Consider the following 20,213-nt stretch of genomic DNA (forward strand, 5'->3'; position numbering starts at 1 on the left):
CTCATATTGCACGCTCAGCGCCTGTGGATGCGCTCGGTTAGTTAAGGCCCTCGACCGGGAACAGGGTTGCGACCCTGGGCTGGCCGAAATTGGCCAGATTGAGGTCAAAGTTGCCCCCGCCACCAGCCGCATCCAGCGCCTTGATGATGGCCTCATGTTCCGCCTGCATCTGAGCTGCCGGCAGGGCCGAATCGCGCACCAGCACGGCATCGTCCATGCCCACCGCCGCAGCAGCAAAAGTAGTCAGCGCTGCCGCTTCGGCCGCGGGCAACTGGCCATCGATGAATTTCACCGTCAGCTCACGTAAGAGCTTGGGTGAGATGGGCGTGGTCAACTCAACCCAGGCTTTCGTGTCCTTCGCCTTCAGCTGCGCCTGTACGCGTGCATAGATCTCCTGCTGGACGAGGATGACGCGATGCAAGGTGACCACGGGCTCAGTCGGTATTTTTCCACCTGTCACCAACAACATGCCGCCATCAAACTGGCTGTCGTCGAGCGGACCGGGCGCGCGCGGTAGGGCGTGGATGGTGTCGCGTTGCGGTGGCTGCAGCAGACCATCCAGCCAGCCGACCAGGCGGCGCAGCCGGTAGTGGTTCTGCCAGCCTTGGCCAGTACGCGGCGCGCTTTCCCATACCCGGCCCAGCAGCACATTCGGCGCCGGCTTGGCCTTCTTCCAGTCGGCCCGCACGCTTTGCTGCAGCTCGATCGGCGTCTGCGATTCGTCCAGGTAGTGCAGGATATTGACGCGCTTGAACTTGTAGCCCTTCAGCGCCGCCACATCGTTCTGATCTATCGCCTCGCTCAGTGCCGCCAGCTGGCCCAGGTCCTCCAGCTGCAGATGCCAGGTCTGGAACGCTTCCACCGTGCTGGCCGGTGCCGCGGTGCAACAGCTATCGCAGCTGCTGTGGCGGCGGCGCCGGAACATCACCCAGGGCTCGCTGGCGCGCACCAACAAGGGGCCGCTGGCCTGCACATTCGGAAACAACCTGGCCTTGGCGCGGGCCAGGAAGGCCGGGTTGGCGGTGTAATCGGCCAGGGTGGCAATCGCATTCAGCGCATCGAGGCGCAGCGGGCTCTCGGCTGCCGGCAGTGCCGCCATCTCGCGCAGGGTCAGGATGGGGGCGAATACACCATCCTCATCCAGCATGCGCTGCTGGCCAGCCGTGTAGCCACTCGCGTAATGCGTGGCCTGGTACTGCTCACGCGCGGCCAGACGGCGGCGCAGACCCACTTCGGCCAGACGGGGCTGGCCACCCCAGTTTGCCTCGCCGCGCAGACCCAAGCGCTGCACGGCCGGCAGATCGATCTCTATCCATACCCGGCCCTGGCCAGCATCGCCCTGGCGGAACAGCAGCACGGCCAGCGTGATCGGCTGGTCGGGTTCATCATCCGGGTCGGCCTCGCCCTGCTTGAAGGCCAGCATCTGCGGGAACAGGCTCAGTTCGCCCGCCACCGCATCCACATCGGCCGCGGCACGGAACACGCTTTCTATGCGCAGACGCGCTGGCCCCTGCAGCGTGTAGCCGAATACCCGTTCCTGCTGCTCCAGGGTCAGCGACATGCCCAGCCTGGCCTCGAAATCACCGCCGACGATCTCGCCCTCGCGGCGCGCAAACGGGTCGCTATCGATATCGAGGCCCAGGTAGAAGCCGGGCAGGCCGGCACACATCTCGATCTGGCCGTCGGCGCCGCCAGCCGTGCTGCCCTTGGGCGCGGCCACGCTGCGGCTGAACAGCACTTTCTGCTGGCAGATCAGCGTGAATTCGGCGCCGCCATTGTCCTTGCACCGGCTACGTGCCAGCCCGCTCAGGCCGGTTTGGGTATCCACGGCCTCGGCCTGGCTGGCCATGCTCTGCATGCGTTTGCTGTAGATCGGTGCGGCACCGGCCGCTTCCTTCAGCTCGCCGTTCAGCGCGCTCGCGGCCTTGTCCACCTTGAAGGCATCCATGAACTTGAGGTCGATATCGGCGAACCAGTACAGGCCATCGGCCTGACCCTGGGCGGCTAGCACCTCGCCATTCGGCACGAAGATCTCCACCTCTTCCTTCTGGTTCGGGTTATCCAGCCCGCGGGTGAGCGAGATGCGCTCCATATGCTGGGCGGCTTCCACCTCGTGCGGGATGAAATCGGGCCGCGCGGCACAGAAGTGCAGCAGCACGCCTTCGCCGAACATGCGTTGCAGCTGCTCGTTCACCGGCTGCTTGCCAGGCTGCACGGGCAGATAGCCGGCCGGCGGCAACTCGACGAAACCCGCGCCGAGCAGCATGCGCTGCTTGGGCAGCGCCATGCCGGCCTCATTGCCATCGCCAAGCTGCTCGGCCAGGTGGCCAAGTTGCTTATCGCTTTGCTTGAGCTTCTTCAGCGCGCTGTCGATCTTCACCGACTCCTCGCCCAGCATGCTCAGTATCTGCTGGTTGCCCTCGGCATAGTGCTGGCGCGCTAGTTCAAGCTGGCGGCGCGTGTCGAGCAGCAGTTCGCGCAGGCGCCGACAGTCGTCGTCCAAGGGGTCGAAGTCGCCGCTCTCGGGTTTGAACACGCCCGATAACTGGCACTGGAACTGCAATATCTGGGCAAGGAAGACATTCCATGGCCGCATGCGCATGCGCCCCTGCCAGTAACCGCGCGCCTGGCTGTCCATGCGCTCGCGCCGCGCGCTCCAGGCATCGATGAAGCGGATGCTGTCGCCCTGACGCGCCAGCAGGCCAATCGGCACTTCATCCCAGTTGTACAGGCTGGCCGGATTGCACCAGAGCGGGCCGGACAGACCGCTGGCCGACAGCAGCGAGGCGCGCAGCCAGGGTTCGGCCTTGAAATAGGCCGAGGCGAGCCGGTTGCGCTCGTGGATGGCCGCCAGGGGCTGGCTGCTGCTGGTGGGCAGCGGCAGGCTGAATGGGCGCAGGCGCAGCACCAGGCCCTCGCGCCAGTAGGGGCGCTGGGTATCGGTCACGCAGGCGTCCTCGCACAGCTTGCCATACACCTCCTCATTGCCGCACAGGCCCTGCAGCGGCCCGACGGTGATCTCGTAATAGGTTTCGCCCGCGCTGCCCTCGTCGCCCGGCCCCGCGCTGCAGTCGCAGTCGGCAAAGTCATCCTGACCATGCGTGGGGGCGGGCTGGGCCGCAGCAATCAGCTCGGCCAGGCTGGCGCTGAAACCCTGGTTAAGCAGCACGGTGCTGCCGGTGGGCGTAATGGCGAGGCCGGGGCTGAGCGCCAGCTGGCCCTGGGCCAGGCTAATGCCCAGCCCATGCACGACGCCCCAGCCGCCGGCCAGATTGCTCAGCTGCACGAGCTTGCGGTGGTAGTCCTGCTCCAGGGTCAGCGCATCGGCGCGCAGGAACTTGCCATCGAAATAGTGCAGCCGGGTCAGCGGCGTGCCTTGTTCGATGCGGGCGACGCCATCCTGCACGCCAGCGGCGGCCGCGAGGGCCTGGGTATCCTTGTCGTTGGGCATGGTCAGCTCCCGGCAATCTGGTTGGAAATATCCAGACCATCCTGGTCTGGGCTAGGGGCGCCGGCTGGCAGCAGATTGGCGCCCAGCAGCGGTGTGGTGCCGCTGCCGCGCACGGTGACGCGGATCAGGCTGGCATCGGCCGGCACGGGGGCGCTCAGATTCAACGTCACGCGCCGGCTGGCTGGGCTGTAACTGGGTGGATCGCTATAGGCGAGCGGGCTCCAGCCTGCCGGGCCAAAGGCCTGCACGCTGAAGACGCTGCTGCTCACGCTGGCGGCGGCCAGGTCCTGGTCGAAGTCCAAACGCAGACTGGTGCCGCTGCGGCTGAGCCCGCCCGGCTTCAACCTTGGTCCGCCCAGGGGGATGCCAGGTGCAGCCACGCCGGGTCGCAGCAAGGCGGCTTGCAGCAGTTGGCTGGGCAGCAGGCTAGGGCGCTGGTCGATATCGGGCGCGGCCGCCAGGCTGCTTTGCCAGCCTTGCGCATCCTTAAACAGATGCAGGCCATGCAAGCGGGCCAATACCAGGCAACCCGGGTCATCATCGGCCAGGGCATCCAGTGGGTCGGCAGTGTGGGCCGTGGCGCGCGCCAGCACTGCCTGCCACAGCGCAGCCTCGGCCGGCGCGCGTTCGTCCGGGGGCAGGGCAGCGATATCGGCCTGGGCGGTGCTCAGCCAGCTATCGGCCGGCTCGGGCGCGGCCAGCCCCAGCAGCACGCGCAACAGCCGATAGGGCGGGGCGCTGGCGGCGGCCGCGGGCTGGGCACGGCGCAGGCTCAGGCTCGGTGCTTCGCAGATGCGTGAATAGGCGATGCCGGGCTGATTGTCGCCCGCGCAGGGGTCGGCAATCGCGGGCACCGGGCGCGACAGGCAGCTGGCGTAGCAAAGCACCACCTCCAGGTCGAGCGTGACATCGTCCAGATTGGGCAGCTCGGCAAACGCATCGTCGCCGCGATGCTTGTCCCACCAGGCCGGCAGACTCAGGCACTGGGCGGCATCCAGGGCCAGATCGCGCCCGCGCCTATCCACTGCCAGGCCGGGCAGCACCTTCAGTTCCTGCTTGGCCGCATCGTGTTCGACCGCGTAGCCATACACCACGCCATAGCCATGCAAGGCACGCTGGTGGCGGCGCGCATGACCGAGGTGAAAGCCCTGCTCAGCGCGAAAGTCCTCCACCCCCAGCAACATGCCGAAGTGGTAGTGGATGGCGCAGTCGGGCGCATCGGGCAGGCTGCCAGCGCAGCTGTCACAGCTGCCGCCGCAGGCGCAACCAGAGGCTGTGATTTCGGCTGATCCCATCGCGTGCTCTCCTTAAGCCAGACCCGGTTTGGGTCTCAGTCATGCATCAAACAGGTGCAATAAAGCGTAGGGCAGCCCTTTGCCGGCCAGACAGCAGATCCATGCCGGCTCGGGCTTCGGCCTCGCGGCGCGCCAGCGCGTCGTGCAGCACGGCCAGCTGGCGCCGCTCCAGGCTGGCCGCATCCAGCGCCTCGGCCAGCGCTTTTTCCCCATTGCTGACCGCCGCTTTCAGATCGGTGATATTGCTGTCCTTGATGGCCTTCAGCGTGGCCAGCGCCGCATCGAGCTGTTCCAGACGCTCCCATACCGGCTCGGGCACGGCGGCGAACCAGCTTTCCAGCACGCCAGCCACGGCGGCCAGCGCGGTTTCAGCGCTATCGAGCTGGCCCTGGGCGGTATTGCGCGCGTCGAACAGCGGCTTGAGCGGTGGCAAGGCCTGCAGATCGGCCTCGCTGCTATCGGGCGCGGCAAAGCGTGCACTGAACAAGCCGGCCTGGTAGGCGTTCTCCGCCGCATCGCGCAGGCGGCGCTTGTCGTCGCAGGCCGCCAGTTTTTCCAGCGCCGCCTCGCGTGCCGCCAGCTGGGCCGGGTCGAACAGCTCGGCCTGTTGGGCGGCGCTCAGCGCCGAGCCGGCCAGACTGGCCAGTGCTTGCAGGCTGGCGCGCGCCTGATCGATGCTCGGCTGGCTCTGGGCAAAGCGACCCAGCGCCGCCACCGCCAAGGCAAAGCTGGCCGCCAGGCGTGCCAGCTTGTCGGCCTTGCGGCCGCTGGCTTCCTGCCAGTCAGCGCTGGCGTCCTGTACGCCGGCGGCCAGCTCGGCCTGCCCAGTCTGGGCTGTGGCGGCCAGCGCGGCACGCAGGCGCGCCTGCTTGAGCAGGCTGCGGGCATCATTGGCATGGCTGGGCAGATCGGCCTCCACCTTGGCGCGGGCGGCCGTCTCCAGATCAGTCAGCGCCGCCTGGGCATTGGTTTTCAGGCCGCCCAGTGCCCCAGCCAGCCAGGGCTGACGTACGGCGCTGGCGGCTTCAGCCGCTTGCTTCTCCTGCTGGGCGGCGGCCAGCGCCTGTTCGGCCGCTGTCACGCCCACGGCCTGGGCCTGGCGCTGCTCGGCCAGGCGGCGCTGGGCCGCCGCATTGCGCACATGGCTGGCCGCGGCCTGGCGTGCGGCAATCAGCGCGGCGCGCATCTGGGCCAGCACGGGCGCGCTATCGGCCGGCAGCGCAATGGCCGCCAGCTGCTTGCGGCAGGCTTCAACCTTGTCCTTGGCCGCCTGCAGCGCGCTGGCGCTGGCGGCAAAGGCCGCGAGCGCAGCCTGCTCCTCGGTCTGGGTCTGGATCTGCTGCAGGCGGGCCGCGGCCAGGCTGGCTTGCTGCCGCGCCACTTCCTCGCTCCAGAAGCCATTCAGGGTGGTAGGGGTGGGCATGCTTCCTCCTGCTATTGCTATCAGTTCAGGGCCGCAGCGCCTAGGGCGGGGCGGAACGTGGTGGCCTGGGTGGGCGAGCGCTCAGCCATGCTGGCGCCCCGCGGGAAAGCCGGGATGGGCACGCCCGGCCTTCTCGAATTCACGTGCAATCGCCGCCAGGAAATGCCGCTGGGCAATCTGCCCAGCGTCGGCGGCGGCTAGAAAAGCCGCGGCCAGCGTGGCATTGCGTATCTGCGCACCGCTGATGGCATACCAGTCAGCAAGCTCAGCCAGGTCCACATCGGCTGCCAGCGGCGCATCAGCGGGCAGATGCAGGCGCCATAGCTGCAAGCGGGTGGCGAGGTCGGGCTCGGGAAACTCGACGATATGGTCAAAACGGCGCGTAAACGCCGCATCCAGATTGGCGCGCAGATTGGTGGTCAGCACCGCCACGCCCTCGAAACGCTCAAGGCGTTGCAAGAGGTAGGCGGTTTCCAGGTTCGCATAGCGGTCATGCGCATCGCCGCCCTCGCTGCGCCGGCCGAACAGCGCATCGGCCTCATCGAACAGCAGCAGTGCGCGCGCGTGCTCGGCCACTTCAAACACGGCCGCCAGGTTCTTCTCGGTCTCGCCTATCCATTTCGAGACCAGGCTGGCGATATCGACCACCAAGAGGTCGATGCCCAGCGCCTTGGCCATGGCTTCGGCCGCCAGTGTCTTGCCGGTGCCGGGCGGGCCGTGGAACAGCAGCTTGAGCCCACGCCGCCCGGCGCGGCCCTGGGCAAAGCCCCAGTCGTCCAGCACGGTAATCTGCTGGTGCACGCGGCGCACCGCCTGTTCCAGTTGAGCCAGGCCTTGGCTAGGTAGCAGCAGGCTTTGCCAGGCGGCTTGCGGCTGCACGCGCTGCACGCCGGGCCGATTACGCCAGGCCACGCGTGCGCGCAGGCTGTCGGCCACATCATCCAAATCCAGTGCGCGTGCCTCGATGCGCTGGCGCAGTGCCAGATCATCGGCAATGCCGCGCGCCTCATCCGGTTCCAGGGGGTAGCGGGCGGCCAAAAGGCCGGCGCGGTTGGCCAGATTGGGCAGCAGGCTCGCCCACATCGCGCGCCGCGCGGTGGCCGGCAGCGCCTCCACGCGCAGGGTCAGCAGCGGCAGCGCGAAGCTGGGCAGCGCCTGCTCGGCACGTGCGTCGAGCAGCAGCGGCAAGCGCCAGTACAGGCGCTTGCCGCCAGGTGGTGGTGCGCTGTCCTCGCCATCCCCCAGGGCCAGCCAGGGCACGGCCGCATGAGCGAGCGCGGCGCAGCACTGATCACGCAGTTGGGCCTCGGCCTGTTCGGGCACCTGAATGGGCAGGCGGCCATACAGGGCTGCCACGCGCGCCGCGCCCAGCAACGCCCGCGCCCGCGTGTGGCGCATCGCCTCATTACTGCCCAGCAGGGCAATCACGCAGGCCTCGCCGCGCGCCAGGGCGGCAATCGCGCGCTGGCTATCGGGCTGGGCCAACCAGTCTTGCAGACCCGGCACTTCGCGAAAACCGGGCAGCAGCTCGGCCTGGGCCAGGCGGGGCGGATTGCCGAGCAAGGCCTCGCACAGCGCGGGGCCCGGGCGCAGCAGCCGGCCATGCCAGGGGCCGTCACCCTCCAGGCGCAGCAGGCCCAGGCTGGCCAGCGGCGTGTCATGCAACAGGCTGTCCAGCCGGTCACGCAGGCCGGCATCGGCCGGGTTTTCCGCTTCCAGCCAGCTCAGGGCCAGGGTCACGCTGGCATAGGGCTGGCCGCTCGGGTGCAGCTCGCGCAACAGGCTGGCATAGCCCTCGTGCAGCTCTGGCAGGCAGGCCAAGAGGCTCAGGTCGCTGATCAACGCAGCCTCATCGGCATTAGCGGCCAGTGCACGCAGGCGAGCAAGTGGGTGCTCCAGGTCAGCGCGCTGCAGCTCGGCTAGTTGCGCGCGCCATTGCGTGATCTCGGACAGTGCCAAGCCCTGTGCCGCCGCATGGCGGCGCACGAACTGCAAGGCGGCGGGCAGACCGCCACTGGCCGCTTCTGCCGCCGGATCAAGCTGGGCAAGCAGGCCTTCGCGCGCAGCCACGGTCTGGGCCAGGCGTAGGGCCACCGCCGCGGCGGCTAGGCGGGTGCGGGTGCGTAGACCTTGCTGGCTGGCCAGCTGGCTGGAGACGCGGTCATTCATAGACAAAACTCAGCACGCAACCGAGCCAGGGCAGCCAGCCGGGATTGATATCGAGCGCGGCGCGCCGCACCGCGGTGTCCACGCTATCAAGCGGAAAATAGGCCTCAACCCAGGCCGTTTCGATGCGCAAACGCGTAGGACGCTGGCAGAGGGCAGGCAGCGCAATCGTAGGTAGCTCGCTGGCGAACCAGGCTTGCAGGCGGGTCCAGATCGGCTGCAGCGCAGTGTCGAGCGTCTGTACATCCAGCGGCTGCTCGGCCGTCTCCGGCCGCCAGCCCGCGCAGAACACGCGCAGCACCGGCTCATCCGGTGGCACGCCAAGCAGCGCGGTGGCCAGGTGCCAAAGGCGCTGCAGGACGACATCCTCGGGCTCGGCCGCGCCGGGCGCGCTGCTCGGCTCGAGCAGGCCGCAGGCCGGCAGCAGATTCAGCAGCAAGAGCAGGCCACCCCATTGGCTGTCGCACCATTCGGCGCCGTCGGGCAGCGGCGGCAAACTGGGTAGATCGACGCTGATGGCCGCGGGCGCATCGTCCAACATGGCTTCTGGCGCGGTACTGGCTGCGGGCACTGACTCCGCCGGCGCTATGGTTCTGACGAGATCGTGGGAGGCTTGCGCCGTAAGGGCGCTGCCGGCTTCTGCCCCGGCTCCGGAAGACAAGCCACTTGCGGCCCGCGCCGAGGCACGGGCTGGCGCGCCCGATCGCGCCTCGGGCAGGACGGCCAGCCAAGCGCTGGCCACGCGCGCGGCCAATAGCGCATCCCGCCCAGCGGCATGCCTGGGCAGGCTGAGCGGCCAGGCCGCCGCGATATGCAGCAAGGCCAGCACGGCCTGTTGGCGCTGGGCCAACCAAGGATTGCGCTGACAGCAGGCTCGCAGTCGCAAGAGTAAGCGCTGCTCGGGCAGCGGCGGCAGCAGTGCCGGCAGGCGGCCCAGCGGGGGCAGCAAGGGGAGATAGGCCTCGGTCAGCGGGCAGGCGGCCAGCAGGGTTAGCCAAGCCTCGGCGGGCAGGCTGTGCAGCAGCGCGCTCAGCGCGCCGCTGCTGTCCTCAGCCTCGATCAGGCGGGCCAGTACTGGCCAGATCGCCTCGGGTTCGGCCAGCAGGGCCTGCACGGCAGCCAGTCTTTGCTGGGCGGGCGAGGTCTCGGCACTGCTCAACCAGCCGAGCTGACACCAGGCCCAATTGCGGCTGCCATCGCTGCAGGCGGCGCGATACAGCATATCGGCCAGCGCAGTGCGCCGATTCGGGTAGCGCAGCACCGAGTCGCCGCCTTCGCGCAGCGCAGTCTGCAAGGCACGCTGCAGGGCCGCTTGCCAGTCGCTGCGTGCCTCGAGCTCGCCGCGCTCGGCATCCCAGCGTAGCCGCAAGGCCAGATGGCGGATCAGCACGTATTCCTCGGGCGCGATGCCCAGTTCGAATTCGGCATCCATCTGCGCCAGGGCGGCATTCCAGCGCGCCAGCTTGTCGGCCGGCAGCGGGGTGCTACTGCGATAGCGGTTGTGCCAGCGCGTAATCTGCACGGTATTCATGGGCCGTCTCCCTGCCAACTACCAGCCTCTGGCGCGCGTCGATCCAGCTCGGGCCGGCCCAGGGTATAGCCCTTGCCGAGCACCGCGTCGCCGAGAATCATCGGGTCGAAACCCGAGCTCTTGCCGATGACCGAGGCCAGGCCCAGATGCAGGCCGACGCCAACCCGGGTGCCCACTGCCACCGTGCACACATCGAACAGGGTGTGCGCGGGTTTATGGGTTTCGATCAGCTTGCGCACTGCGCGCAGTGCCTCCTCGTCCAGATCGGCCAGCACGGTCACACTGAAGCGGTGGGCAAAGCCTTCGAAGGGCTGCTCGGCCGCGGCCGGCAGGGCGGTTTCACCATCGCGGCCTATGCTGCCACCCACGCGGAAGCCGCTGCCCAGCACCGAGCGCGAGGCGGTCGCCTCGGCATTGCCAACCACGCCGCCACCGCGCAGACGGTAGGTTTCGATCAGCACCGACTGGGCACCGATCAGTAGTTCAATCATGCGCTGCAAGCTCCACAACGTGCCGCGGCGGCGGAACAGCGCGGCCGCTTCGGCGATCAAACGACGGCGCGCCGCCTCGGGCCAGACCGGGTCGAGCGCCAAGCCCACGAAGCTGGCCAGCCAATCCAGCGCCTCGGCCGGTGCCACGCGTGGGTCGAGCAGGCGCTGGCGCCCTTCGCTGACAGCGCCCCATTCGCCCAGCATGGCGGCGATGGGCGCCAGATAACGTTGCAGGAAGTCCTGCGCGCTCGGTTCGCGCCAGAGCGTGCGCGGCAGCTGGCCAAGCAGGCCATGGCCCGGGTACTCAACTTGGGCGCGGCGCAGGCGCGGCGTCTTGCTGCGCGTGCCACTCAGATCGAACACTAGCCACAGATAGCGCCCTGGCGCGCACCAGACCGGCGCTTCGTAATCGGCAAAGCCGTCCGGCAGTGGCGCGCTGAGCGGGCGGGCCGAGCTATCCAGATAGAGCGCCTGGCCTGGCCCGCCATCGCTATCGAGCATGGCCTGCTCGGGCAGCGGGCTCAGTGCCGGTTCGGCAATCGGCTGCAGCGCCTCGCCGGCTGGGGGCGTGCGCAGCAAGGGCTGTAGATCATCGAGCTCATCGCGGCTATAGCAGCGCACGCGCAAGCTGGTGCCGGGCGGGATGCAGGCCTGCAGGCGTATCAAGCCCCAGCGGGTCTGTTCGAGGCCGCTATCGAGCGCAAAGCCGAATACCCGCCCCTGGGTGTGATAGCGCGCACGAGCCGGTGCAGCATGGCGCAGACCGCGCGCAGTCCAGTAGGCGATCCGACCATCCGGCGCACGGGCAATGCCGCGTCCGTCGTAGCCGGCTGCATGCAGGCCGGGCAGCGGCGAGAAATGCCGACCCAAGAGGCGCTGGCACAGAAAGTCCTCGCCCGGACGGCGCGCAAACACCATGCGCATGCCAAGCTCGGCCTCGGGCGCTTCGATCAGGAAGTCGGTACAGAAAGGTACAGGCAGCTTGAGTGAGAGGTCGTGCAGGCAGCGCAGCTCGGCATTCGCGGTGCCGGCCTGCAGCAGCACGAAGGCGCGTCCATCGCTGGCCACATCCAGCCGCTCGGCCGCCGGCAGGCTCAGGGGCCAGGGCAGCAGCTGCGGTGCATCGCAGGGGCTGAGCGACAGCCAGGCCGGCGTATCGAGCAGGGCATATACGCGACCCTGCTGCGCACATAGATCGAGCGGCCTGCCGCTGGTGGCGATCTGACGGGCGATCTCGGCCTGCCAGCTGTCGATCAGCCAGATGGCCGGGGTAAGCGGATCGGCCGCATACAGATAATCCGCCTCGTCGCAGGCCAGGGCGACGATTGCTTTGGGCAGCGGTGCCGCGCTGCCGAAGTCGCCGCTCTCGCTTTCCGCGCCGCTGAGCGGGTAAGGGCTGGGTATATCGGCGGGAATGCCAAGCTGGGTCTGCTTACCCCAGGCCAGCCATTCCAGCTGGCCGTCCGCCAGCGGGTGAAAGACCCGGCAATGGCGATCAAAGCTCAGGCCAGCGAAGCCACCGCTGAACGACGCCGCGCTATCGAGGCTTTGCGCACCCAGCGCATCGGGCGCCAGCGTGACGACTTCATCCTGCAGCGCAGTCTGCACAAAGCCGCAGCGTAGCCAATGGCTGCGCCCACGCATTTCGCGCAGGCCTTCGGCAGCAGGGCTTAGCGAGGCGCGCAGGCTGTTCATCTCAGCATTCCTCGCGCAATACCGGCACCGGCACGGCCATGCCCAGCGCGGGTGGTGCGACCAGCTGGCCAGGGGCGGGCAGGGCGCTGCCCTCGTCCACGATAGCGATGGCTGCCACTTCAGGCACCTCCCACGCGGCGATGCTGACCACGCTGGCTTCCTGCCAGTTGCCGGCATCGTTGCGCCCGGCCAGGCGCAGTTCGGCCACGTATTCAACCCCTTCGACCTGCATGGCCACGCCGGCCAGCTCACGGTCGAGCACACGTCGGCCCAGCGGCCAGCCACGCCCATCCGGCCCATACGGTGGTAGCGGGGCCAGATAGCGGCGCAGCAACAGCTCCACCCAGTCGCGCACCGCATCCAGGCCATAGCCATCGCGCACCTTGAGCGAGAGCGAGATGGCCAGCTGGCGGTAGCTGGGCGGAATGACGAATAGCTCGGTGGTGACTAGGCGGCGCGTATCCAGCCACTGGCAGACGCGCTTCAGCTGCAGCGCATCGGGCAGCGGCGCATTCGGGTGCAGCGCGTCGCGCGCCGGCCAGATCACCACGCTGACGGTGCCGGCGCGCGGCGCCACGCGGTCGGGTGCATGGAAGAGCGGCAGGCATTCGGCCCGACCGAGCTCCACGCCCGGGGTCAGCAGGGCCAGCTCGGCGAAGTCATCGCGGGTCACCGCGCGGTCGCGCCGGCGCAGCTCGCCCGGAATCCGTGCCAGTGCAGCTTCCAGACTTTCGCTGTCCACGCCGCCGCTGGCGGGAAACGGGTTGCTGCACTTGGCCTGCTCGGCCCCTAAGCGCTTGAGCGGCAGCGTGGGTTCGAGGCCGGTGATCAGATCGCCCAGCTTATTGATGGCCTGGGCCGGCACATTGCCGGCCGCGCCGCCGCCATGGCGATAGGCGCGCATGCGCACGCGCTGGCCGATCTGCGGGTAGCGCGCGCCAAAACGCACCAGGCCCGCTTCGGCATCCACGCTGTAATGGCGGTCGCGCTCGCTGCTGGCATCGAAATTATCGACGCGCTGCCAGTCGGTCCAGGCGCCGGCTTCCTCGACCTGCAACTGGCAGGGCCAGGCAGGGTCGAGCAGCACCGGCAGCTGGCTCAGTGCAAACTGCTGGCCGGGCTGGCCCGAACCACTGCCGAGCAACTCGCTGCCGGCGGCCACCGTCTGGCTGCAAGCCACCGCGTTCAGGCAGATCAGCCGGCTTGGGCCAATCGCACTGCCATCGCTGCGCCAGGCACGTAGCCAGAACCAGACCTGCTCGGCGCGCTCATCATCGAGCGGCGGCGGGAAATCCCCGGTGCCAGCCAGTCCGTCCGGAGCGGGCGGCAGGCCCAGCTCGGCCAGATTGGCCGGTAACTCCAAGCGCACCACGCCCTCGTTGCTGAAGCCGAGCGAGGTGTCGGCCGACTGGCGCAGCGCGATATAGCGTGGCTGGCCGTTGACCAGTTGCGGCGTGCTGGCACGCCACTCCAGGCCAGGCCCACGTGCACTGGCCTCGCCGGGGCAGGGGCTCAGCGCATCGAGGCTGGGTGTGCTGGCGGCGGGTGAATAGCCAAGATTGAGTTTCAGACGCTGTCCAGCCGCCAGCTGCAGCGACACGGCCGGGTCCTTCAGCACGGCAATCCACACCGACTGGTCAACCGTGCCGCTGAAGTCGAGCGGCGGGCTGCTGCCATCGCTTTCTAGCAGCACACAGCGGTAGGCGAGCGCCGAGCCGGCCTGCGGATAGGCATGCGCGACCGCGTCGATGGTGGCTTTCAGCGTGTCCTGCAATTCCGGGCCGAGCAGCTCGGGCGCGGTGGTTTCGCGCTGGCGCGCAATGCTCACGCAGTCCAGCGGCCAGAGCTGGGCATCGGCATCCAGCGTGTAGCGCAGCTTGCCGGCGCGTACCTGGTCGCCCGCATATAGCTGCACGCCGCCCGGATACTGGCTCTCCCAGCGCAAGAGCGCGCGGGCCGGTCGGGCCGGGTAGAGCGGCACATCCAAAAGCTTCAGATAGGCAATGCGGCTGGCTTCGGGAATCTGGTTGAAGCGGAACTGCAGGCCTTCGCCCAGATAGGCGAACAGCTCGAGCAGGGTGATGGCCGGATCGCTGCGGTTGTAATCGGTCCAGTCCGGGTTGAACACCGGAATGCGCGCCAGCAATTCGCTGCGCAGCTGCTCGAAGCTGCGGTCGTCCAGGATGGGTGCGATCAGCGGCATGGGCGGCTACTCCAGGTAGAAGGGATAGACGAGCGAGTCGCGCCGGCCATCGCGGGTGTGCGCGTACTGGATCTCGACCAGGATCAGCGCCGGGTCTTCGCCGGCCAGCACATCCACATTGGCGACGGCGATGCGTGGCTCCCAGCGCAGCAGGGCCTGCATAACCTCGCGCTGGATGCGCGCACGGGTGCCAACATTGTTTGGCGCCATCAGAAAGCGCCGCAGGCCGCAGCCAAACTCGGGCAGCATCACCCGCTCGCCCGGTTCGGTATCGAGGATGATGAAGATGGCCTGGCGTACTTTCTCCGGCCCGGCCACCCAGGCGAGGCGGCCCTGACCATCGGGCGAGAGCGGCATGCCCCAGCCGCGGCCCAGCCTGTCGAGGCTATTGTTCATCCCCGTCCTCCCTGCAGTACCCATTCAGGTTCACGGCGCGGCTCGTATTCGAGCCCGGCGGCAAAATCGCTGCCGGCCGGTGCCTGTTCGGGATCCTGCGGCTGGTTCTTGGCGTCCTCGTAGCTCTGGTTTAGTGGCACCAAGGCGTTATTGGAGAACGCATCGAGCGCGATCTTGGCCTCGGGCAGCTGGCCGTCCTCGGCCATGCGCTTGATCAGATGGGTCTTCAGGCGCGCATTGAGCGCCGCCGCATCCAGCACCTGGCCATTGAGGTCAAAATCCACATCGCCCGCGGGCAGATTGCTCATCGCCACGCTGAAGTCGGCATCGAAATCCATGCTCGGTGGCTGGGCGGCCAGCTTGGCATCCAGCGCGCCGCCGAACTGGATGCGCGGCGGAATGCAGAAGCGCAGCAGCAGCAGGAACCACAGCTGGAAGATCAGCACCACGATGGGCAGGAAGATATGCAGTACGAATAGCGCGACGATGGTGATCAGCGGAATCGAGAAGAAGCAGATCGCCGCACCTTCCAGGCTGCCGCCGCTGACCGAGGTATCGGACACCTTGGGCTTGAGCTGCTGGGGCTGGATGATGCGCACCGGCGATAGCTTGCCGCGCGGGCGCGCCGCCACCTGTGCGGCCAGCTCGCGCAGATCGGGCATCTTGATGGTAATGGGTCGATTCGCGCAGCCCAGGCTGTCGAAGCTGGCGGCCAGCCGGTAGGGCTCGGTCGGCGCGCTCCAGACCCGCTCGCAGCAACAGTACTTGGCTTCGCCCACATGCTTGGCGAGGCCCGGCTTGTGGCGACGCACAAAGCACTGGATCTGGTAGGTGGCTACATCGTCAAAGCGCTTGCGACCATCGGGTTCGTACTGCAGCGCATCGGCCGGTACCACGCCGTAGTAAATGGTGCGCCCGGCCGCGTCGTGGCCGGCCTCACGCGGGTCGGGCACCAGCGGGAAGAGCGGGAAGACATGCTCGTCACCGGCCAGCGCGCCCTCGGCCGCTGCTTCCTCGGCCAGCTGCCAGCGCCCGAGCGTCTTGCTCGGTTTCCCATCCTGGCAGCGCGGATACCAGCCCTCGATGCGCACGCCTATGCCGGCTTGCTGGAAGAAGGCCTGCATGGTGGCTTCCGCCTCGGCACGCTGCTGTTCGAGCTTGGCCAGCACCGCCTCGAACTGCCCGAGCTGCTTGAGCGCGGCAATGGCGGCTTTGCGCTTCATGGCCAGATCGTCGCGCAGCGGGGCCAGTTCCTGCAGTTCAGCCAGCTCAGCCTCGATAACCCGCACCGCCTGGGCCAGCGCGGCGGCCTGGTTGGCCTTGTGCGCCGGCACCACACGCTGGCGGCGGCGCACCACGAAGCCGGCCTGGCATACCTCATTGCGCGCCACACTGGGGAAGCCCGGTACATCGCAATGCAGCTCGCACACCACCAGATAATGGCGGTCGTGCAGCGGCAGGTAGAGCTTGCGCAGCGTGCTGGGCACCAGGCGGCTGCGGTAGATATTCTTCAGGATCGCCGCCGTCACATCGGTGGGCTTGATCGGCACTTCGCGGGTCTTGCCGTTCTCGGTCTTCAGCTGGCTCAGAAACAAGGCACTGAGCTTGTCCTTGAGCTGGCCGGCACCCACCCCAGCCGGCAAGAGGCCGATATGCGAGACCACATCGACCTGCGGGTCGAACTTGAGCGAGCGTTGCGGCTGGGCCAGGAAGTCGGCAATGAACTCGCCACCGGCAAACTTCTGCAGCGCGGGCGCACTCTGCCGGCCGCTACTGGGCAGGGCAGCGCGCTCCCAGCGATACCAGGGGCCGACCAGCTTCCAGGGATGGGCTTGAGCGGCGCTCACCATATATTCCCCGCACCCGGTGTATAGCTGGACGAAACCACCGAGGTGGCGATCAGGGTCGTGCATTGCACGATGCCGTCGCACATCACGGTGGGCGCATGCACGTTCACGGCCGAGGCGGTGATCTCCACCGTGGCATTGGCGGTGATGCTGACCTGGCCGGCGATATTCATAACGATTTCGCAGCCATTGCTGTGCTTGATGGTGACCGACTGGGCCGCGTCGTCGAGCACCAACTCATGGCCGCTCTGCATCGACACCGTGACCTTGGCCGCGCCCTGGCTGTCGTCGAACTCGAACAGGCTGCCGGCGCGGGATTTGATCAGGCGCTTGTTATTAGGCGCCTGGGCCGTCTCGGGCAGGCTGGCTTGACCATTCCAGCAGGCACCCACGATATAGGGCCGGGTTGGGTCGCCGGCCTCGAAGCCGACCACGACCTGGCTATCCACCTCGGGCAGGATCTGCAGGCCCTGGTCCTTGTCGGCATAGGGCGAGAGCAGGGTGGCCCAGGCGCGCACGCTCTGGCCCGCTTCGCCAAAGCTGGGGAATTTCACCTCGATGCGGCCGCGTCCGTCCGGGTCGACCAGATCGGTGACCAAGGCTGGGTAGAGGCCGAACCAGCGGGCGCCTTCGCCGTCGTTGCGCATGCTCATGCCGCGCTCCCCAGCCAGGCGCGCTCGGCTTCGAACTCGGTACGAAAGCCATGCTTGAGATCGAAACGATGCTGAACGCGCGTCACGTAATAACCATCGCCTTCGAACAAACGACCCACCCGTTCGAGCTTGAGCTGGCTGCCCACCGTCATCGTGGCACTGCCACTGGTCACACCGCGTGCGGTGACAAAGCGCCGCGCACGGCGCTGCAGCTCGGCCTTGGCCAGCGCACTGGCCTCGGCCGTGGCAAACGGCATCTCGCGCACCCTGTAGCTCGCACAGTCCTGCAGCGCGCTGGCCAGCATGCCCGGCCCATGTCGGCCGCCGCTCGCCTCGCTGGCCACCGCACCGGCATCGGCGGATTCGTCGATCGCCGCTTTGCCCACCTCGTCAAAACCACCGAGCTTGACCTCGCTGCGCTGGTGGGCGAGGTCAGCGCGAATCTCCACATCCAGCAGTTCGGCGCCCTGGATCAGGGTCAGGCGGCCGCCATTGCGCTGCGGCCGCGCCGCCATATGCAGGGTGCTGCCGCTCAGCCACAGGTCGGCATGCAGGCGGCGCGCGCGTTCGCGCAGAAAGGCGAGGTCACTCTGGTTCCACTGCTGCACGGTCTTATAGCTGGGCCCGCTGATATCGGCCTGGGCCTGCAGGCCATGCTGGCCGGCAATCTGCTGCAGGATGTCGGCATCGCTCATGTCCTCATAGGTGCAGAAGCGGTGGCGCATGCGCAGCAGCATCAGTTTGTCCTCGGCCAGCACGCGTACCTCGGGCGTTTCGCTTTGGGTCATGCTCAGTTCCAGCGCGCTGACCTTGCCCTCGAACACCGTGGTCGCGCCGGCGCCGAGTGCCACCTTCAGCTCACTGCCAAAGTCCAGCACCGCGCCATCCAGATACAGCAGCTGTTCATCGCGCCCCTGGCGCTGCGGGCCGACTGCATTTAGGCGCATGCTGAGCCGGCGCAGGCCTTGACCATCCTCCTCGATCAGCAGCTCGGTCACATCGCGGCTCAGCTCGCCACGTGCGCTGCCGCCCACCGAGATGGCCGGGGTCGAGTCATACAGCAACGGGGCGCGCGAATCGCTCATGGCAGTCTGCCTCAGTCGTCAAAGTCCACGGCCCGGGTGCGGGCCTCGTCGAGTGCAATGCGGCGCTCGGCCAGCCGCCAGCGCTGTGCTTCATCCTGGCTGCCCAAGGGGCGGGTGGCGCCCCCACCGGGTGCTGGCGGCTCAGCCACCTCCACCTCGGCACTGACTTGATCGATATTGACGGGCATGGCTTGCTCCTCAGGCTTTGCGTGGGCCGCAGTTGCAGCGGCAGGGGTCGCGCGGCTGCAGGCGATCGAGCGCGCGGCTGGTCTGAGCCGGCGTGGGCGCCAGCGCCTCCCAGCCGGGACGGGTCGGGTCGCTGCTGACGGGCAGACGGTCATCGGCGTCGCCATACAGGCTGCGCAAGGGCAGACCTGCGCCATAGGGGCGCGGCGAGGGTTGCGCTGCTGGCGCGGATGTAGGTGCCATGCCAAAACCCAGCTTGCTTGTCTGCTGGCTGGCCTGTTCGCGTTGGCCCTGCAACTGGCGCATGGCGCCTTGCGCACCGCCCTGGGCACTCAGCGCCAGTCCTGCGCGCAGGCTGGCCGCGCCGGCACTGTGCTGGGCTGGTTTACTGCTTGGTTCGGTAGCATCGTTCAGCGGGCTGCTGCGGCTGGCCAGCAGCGGCAGTTGCGCGGCCTGGGCCGCCACGTCCTGGCCACCAGCGCTGCCGCCAAGGCTGAGTGCCGCTGGCAAAGCTACTTCGAAACCGGCCGGCAGATTGAGGGGATTGGCCACGCTGGCCGCCAGCGCGCGCCAGGCCGCCGGGTCCAGGCCATTGCGCGCCGCCAGCTGCTGCAGGCTCTCGCCCGGCATGGCCTGCGCCACGGTGCCCGATTCATCGGCCGCCGGCCGGTTACCACGCGTGCCCGGCGTCCCCGGTGGGGTATCGGCCGGCAGGGCGGCGCCCGGCGCATTCTGGCTGGCCGGCGCGCCCGAGGCTGCGGGCGAGGGCTGGTACTGGTAGCGCGGGTCCTGGCCTTTGATGCTGACCGCCACCTTGGCGCGCAAGGGCGTGCCATTGTGCGAGAACAGATCGAGCTCGATGTTCGCGCTCTCCATGACCCCCTGCACCAGGAAGCTGCCCCAGGCGAATTCGACCCGCGGCGGGGTCTGCTGGGCGGCGGTATTGCCGCGCGGGCGCACGAACTTCTCCACCAGCACAGTCTTGTCGGTCACCGGCACCGGGTTTTCAGTGCTGCCGAGGTCCGCGGTATCGAACACCAGGTCGAAGCTGACCTGCATTTCGCCGGTGCCGGGGCGTTGGCGCGCCTGGGCTCCAGCCTGCTGGCCGCCCGCGCTACGATTGCTGATCGAGACCCGTAGCGAGGTCGGGTTGAACTGCACCGCCACCGGGTCGCCCACATGGCGACAGGCTTCGTCGGCGCTGATCTCACACAGGCTGGCCTTGGCGAGTTCCATCAGGCAGTCGCTCCATTGGGCATCAAGAGGCGCAGGCCTTCGTGGGCGATATGCAGCTCCTCGATCGCCAGCTCGCCAGTCTTGCCATTCAGTTCCGGCCCGCGAATCTTGGCGGGCAGGCCACGTTCGAACGCCCAGGTGGCGCGTACCTGGTTATCCGCACTCTTCACATACACGATGCCGTCGTAGCGCCGTATCGGCCGCACACCGTCGATCACGTCCTGCATCCATTGCCAGAGCTCAGCATTCGCACGCTGTTCGCCGTCGCCCGCCTCGTAGAACATGCCGCGCTTGAGCACCAGCGGCTGAAACTTGGCCCGCCCGGCGCGGCGGATCACGCCGTTATTGCGCCCGCCCTCCTGGTAGTCCTGCAGGTCCATTTCCACTTCCAGCCCGCTGCATTCCTGGAACGCGCCATTGCCAAGCAATTGCTGGCCGCTGGGCGGCGTATTGCGGTCGCGCCCATCGTGCAGGCGCTGGCTGCCGGCCACCACCTGGGCCGACTGGATCAGGCTGATTTCGAACTTGAAGGTGCTCAGCAGCAGGCTGTCCATC

Annotated in this window: 14 protein-coding genes; all 14 read right to left on the reverse strand. The window is 68.0% G+C overall.

Annotation, left to right across the window (positions count from 1 at the left end; all coding sequences use genetic code 11):
- Positions 1 to 37 precede the first annotated feature (37 nt).
- The 14 genes from BT173_RS12510 to BT173_RS12570 all read right to left on the reverse strand — a co-directional run bounded on the left by BT173_RS12510 (position 38) and on the right by BT173_RS12570 (position 20,212).
- Positions 38 to 3,451 (reverse strand): hypothetical protein, encoded by a 3,414-nt coding sequence (locus tag BT173_RS12510; RefSeq protein ID WP_072428997.1) that lies wholly within the window; start codon positions 3,449 to 3,451, stop codon positions 38 to 40.
- A gap of 2 nt (positions 3,452 to 3,453) precedes the next feature.
- Positions 3,454 to 4,746 (reverse strand): hypothetical protein, encoded by a 1,293-nt coding sequence (locus BT173_RS12515; protein ID WP_072428998.1) that lies wholly within the window; start codon positions 4,744 to 4,746, stop codon positions 3,454 to 3,456.
- A gap of 46 nt (positions 4,747 to 4,792) precedes the next feature.
- Positions 4,793 to 6,169 carry a hypothetical protein gene (locus BT173_RS12520; protein WP_072428999.1) on the reverse strand — a complete coding sequence of 459 codons (1,377 nt, stop codon included), beginning with the start codon at positions 6,167 to 6,169 and terminating at the stop codon, positions 4,793 to 4,795.
- An 81-nt stretch (positions 6,170 to 6,250) separates the two neighbouring features.
- Complete coding sequence (locus BT173_RS12525; RefSeq protein WP_072429000.1) at positions 6,251 to 8,338, reverse strand: AAA family ATPase; 2,088 nt, start codon at positions 8,336 to 8,338, stop codon at positions 6,251 to 6,253.
- Positions 8,331 to 9,866, reverse strand: coding sequence for a hypothetical protein (locus BT173_RS12530; RefSeq protein WP_072429001.1), 1,536 nt, complete (start codon positions 9,864 to 9,866; stop codon positions 8,331 to 8,333). Before BT173_RS12530 ends, BT173_RS12525 begins: the two co-directional genes overlap by 8 nt.
- A complete protein-coding gene (locus BT173_RS12535) occupies positions 9,863 to 12,052 on the reverse strand; it encodes a phage tail protein (protein ID WP_072429002.1) in 2,190 nt (729 codons plus the stop codon). The genes BT173_RS12530 and BT173_RS12535 overlap by 4 nt, the downstream gene beginning before the upstream one ends.
- Before the next feature lies 1 nt (position 12,053).
- Positions 12,054 to 14,255 carry a putative baseplate assembly protein gene (locus tag BT173_RS12540; RefSeq protein ID WP_072429003.1) on the reverse strand — a complete coding sequence of 734 codons (2,202 nt, stop codon included), beginning with the start codon at positions 14,253 to 14,255 and terminating at the stop codon, positions 12,054 to 12,056.
- A gap of 6 nt (positions 14,256 to 14,261) precedes the next feature.
- The gene (locus tag BT173_RS12545; RefSeq protein ID WP_072429004.1) at positions 14,262 to 14,651 is read right to left on the reverse strand and encodes a GPW/gp25 family protein; all 390 of its coding nucleotides are present in this window, start codon (positions 14,649 to 14,651) and stop codon (positions 14,262 to 14,264) included.
- A complete protein-coding gene (locus tag BT173_RS12550; RefSeq protein ID WP_139256148.1) occupies positions 14,648 to 16,498 on the reverse strand; it encodes a hypothetical protein in 1,851 nt (616 codons plus the stop codon). Before BT173_RS12550 ends, BT173_RS12545 begins: the two co-directional genes overlap by 4 nt.
- On the reverse strand, positions 16,495 to 17,151 hold the full coding sequence (locus tag BT173_RS12555) for a phage baseplate assembly protein V (RefSeq protein ID WP_072429006.1): 657 nt from the start codon (positions 17,149 to 17,151) through the stop codon (positions 16,495 to 16,497). The genes BT173_RS12550 and BT173_RS12555 overlap by 4 nt, the downstream gene beginning before the upstream one ends.
- A complete protein-coding gene (locus BT173_RS12560) occupies positions 17,148 to 18,236 on the reverse strand; it encodes a phage late control D family protein (RefSeq protein ID WP_072429007.1) in 1,089 nt (362 codons plus the stop codon). Before BT173_RS12560 ends, BT173_RS12555 begins: the two co-directional genes overlap by 4 nt.
- A gap of 11 nt (positions 18,237 to 18,247) precedes the next feature.
- Complete coding sequence (locus BT173_RS19660; protein WP_175545598.1) at positions 18,248 to 18,424, reverse strand: hypothetical protein; 177 nt, start codon at positions 18,422 to 18,424, stop codon at positions 18,248 to 18,250.
- A 10-nt stretch (positions 18,425 to 18,434) separates the two neighbouring features.
- Positions 18,435 to 19,658 (reverse strand): CIS tube protein, encoded by a 1,224-nt coding sequence (locus BT173_RS12565; RefSeq protein WP_072429008.1) that lies wholly within the window; start codon positions 19,656 to 19,658, stop codon positions 18,435 to 18,437.
- Positions 19,658 to 20,212, reverse strand: coding sequence for a phage tail protein (locus BT173_RS12570; protein WP_072429009.1), 555 nt, complete (start codon positions 20,210 to 20,212; stop codon positions 19,658 to 19,660). Before BT173_RS12570 ends, BT173_RS12565 begins: the two co-directional genes overlap by 1 nt.
- Between the last annotated feature and the right edge of the window lies 1 nt (position 20,213).

Source organism: Chitinimonas taiwanensis DSM 18899, assembly GCF_900119825.1.
Taxonomy (GTDB): domain Bacteria; phylum Pseudomonadota; class Gammaproteobacteria; order Burkholderiales; family Chitinimonadaceae; genus Chitinimonas; species Chitinimonas taiwanensis.

Coding starts and splice junctions, on each gene's coding strand:
- BT173_RS12510 (WP_072428997.1), bottom strand. CDS start 3,451: ATGCCCAACGACAAGGATACCCAGGCCCTCGCGGCCGCCGCTGGCGTG.
- BT173_RS12515 (WP_072428998.1), bottom strand. CDS start 4,746: ATGGGATCAGCCGAAATCACAGCCTCTGGTTGCGCCTGCGGCGGCAGC.
- BT173_RS12520 (WP_072428999.1), bottom strand. CDS start 6,169: ATGCCCACCCCTACCACCCTGAATGGCTTCTGGAGCGAGGAAGTGGCG.
- BT173_RS12525 (WP_072429000.1), bottom strand. CDS start 8,338: ATGAATGACCGCGTCTCCAGCCAGCTGGCCAGCCAGCAAGGTCTACGC.
- BT173_RS12530 (WP_072429001.1), bottom strand. CDS start 9,866: ATGAATACCGTGCAGATTACGCGCTGGCACAACCGCTATCGCAGTAGC.
- BT173_RS12535 (WP_072429002.1), bottom strand. CDS start 12,052: ATGAACAGCCTGCGCGCCTCGCTAAGCCCTGCTGCCGAAGGCCTGCGC.
- BT173_RS12540 (WP_072429003.1), bottom strand. CDS start 14,255: ATGCCGCTGATCGCACCCATCCTGGACGACCGCAGCTTCGAGCAGCTG.
- BT173_RS12545 (WP_072429004.1), bottom strand. CDS start 14,651: ATGAACAATAGCCTCGACAGGCTGGGCCGCGGCTGGGGCATGCCGCTC.
- BT173_RS12555 (WP_072429006.1), bottom strand. CDS start 17,151: ATGAGCATGCGCAACGACGGCGAAGGCGCCCGCTGGTTCGGCCTCTAC.
- BT173_RS12560 (WP_072429007.1), bottom strand. CDS start 18,236: ATGAGCGATTCGCGCGCCCCGTTGCTGTATGACTCGACCCCGGCCATC.
- BT173_RS19660 (WP_175545598.1), bottom strand. CDS start 18,424: ATGCCCGTCAATATCGATCAAGTCAGTGCCGAGGTGGAGGTGGCTGAG.
- BT173_RS12565 (WP_072429008.1), bottom strand. CDS start 19,658: ATGGAACTCGCCAAGGCCAGCCTGTGTGAGATCAGCGCCGACGAAGCC.
- BT173_RS12570 (WP_072429009.1), bottom strand. CDS start 20,212: ATGGACAGCCTGCTGCTGAGCACCTTCAAGTTCGAAATCAGCCTGATC.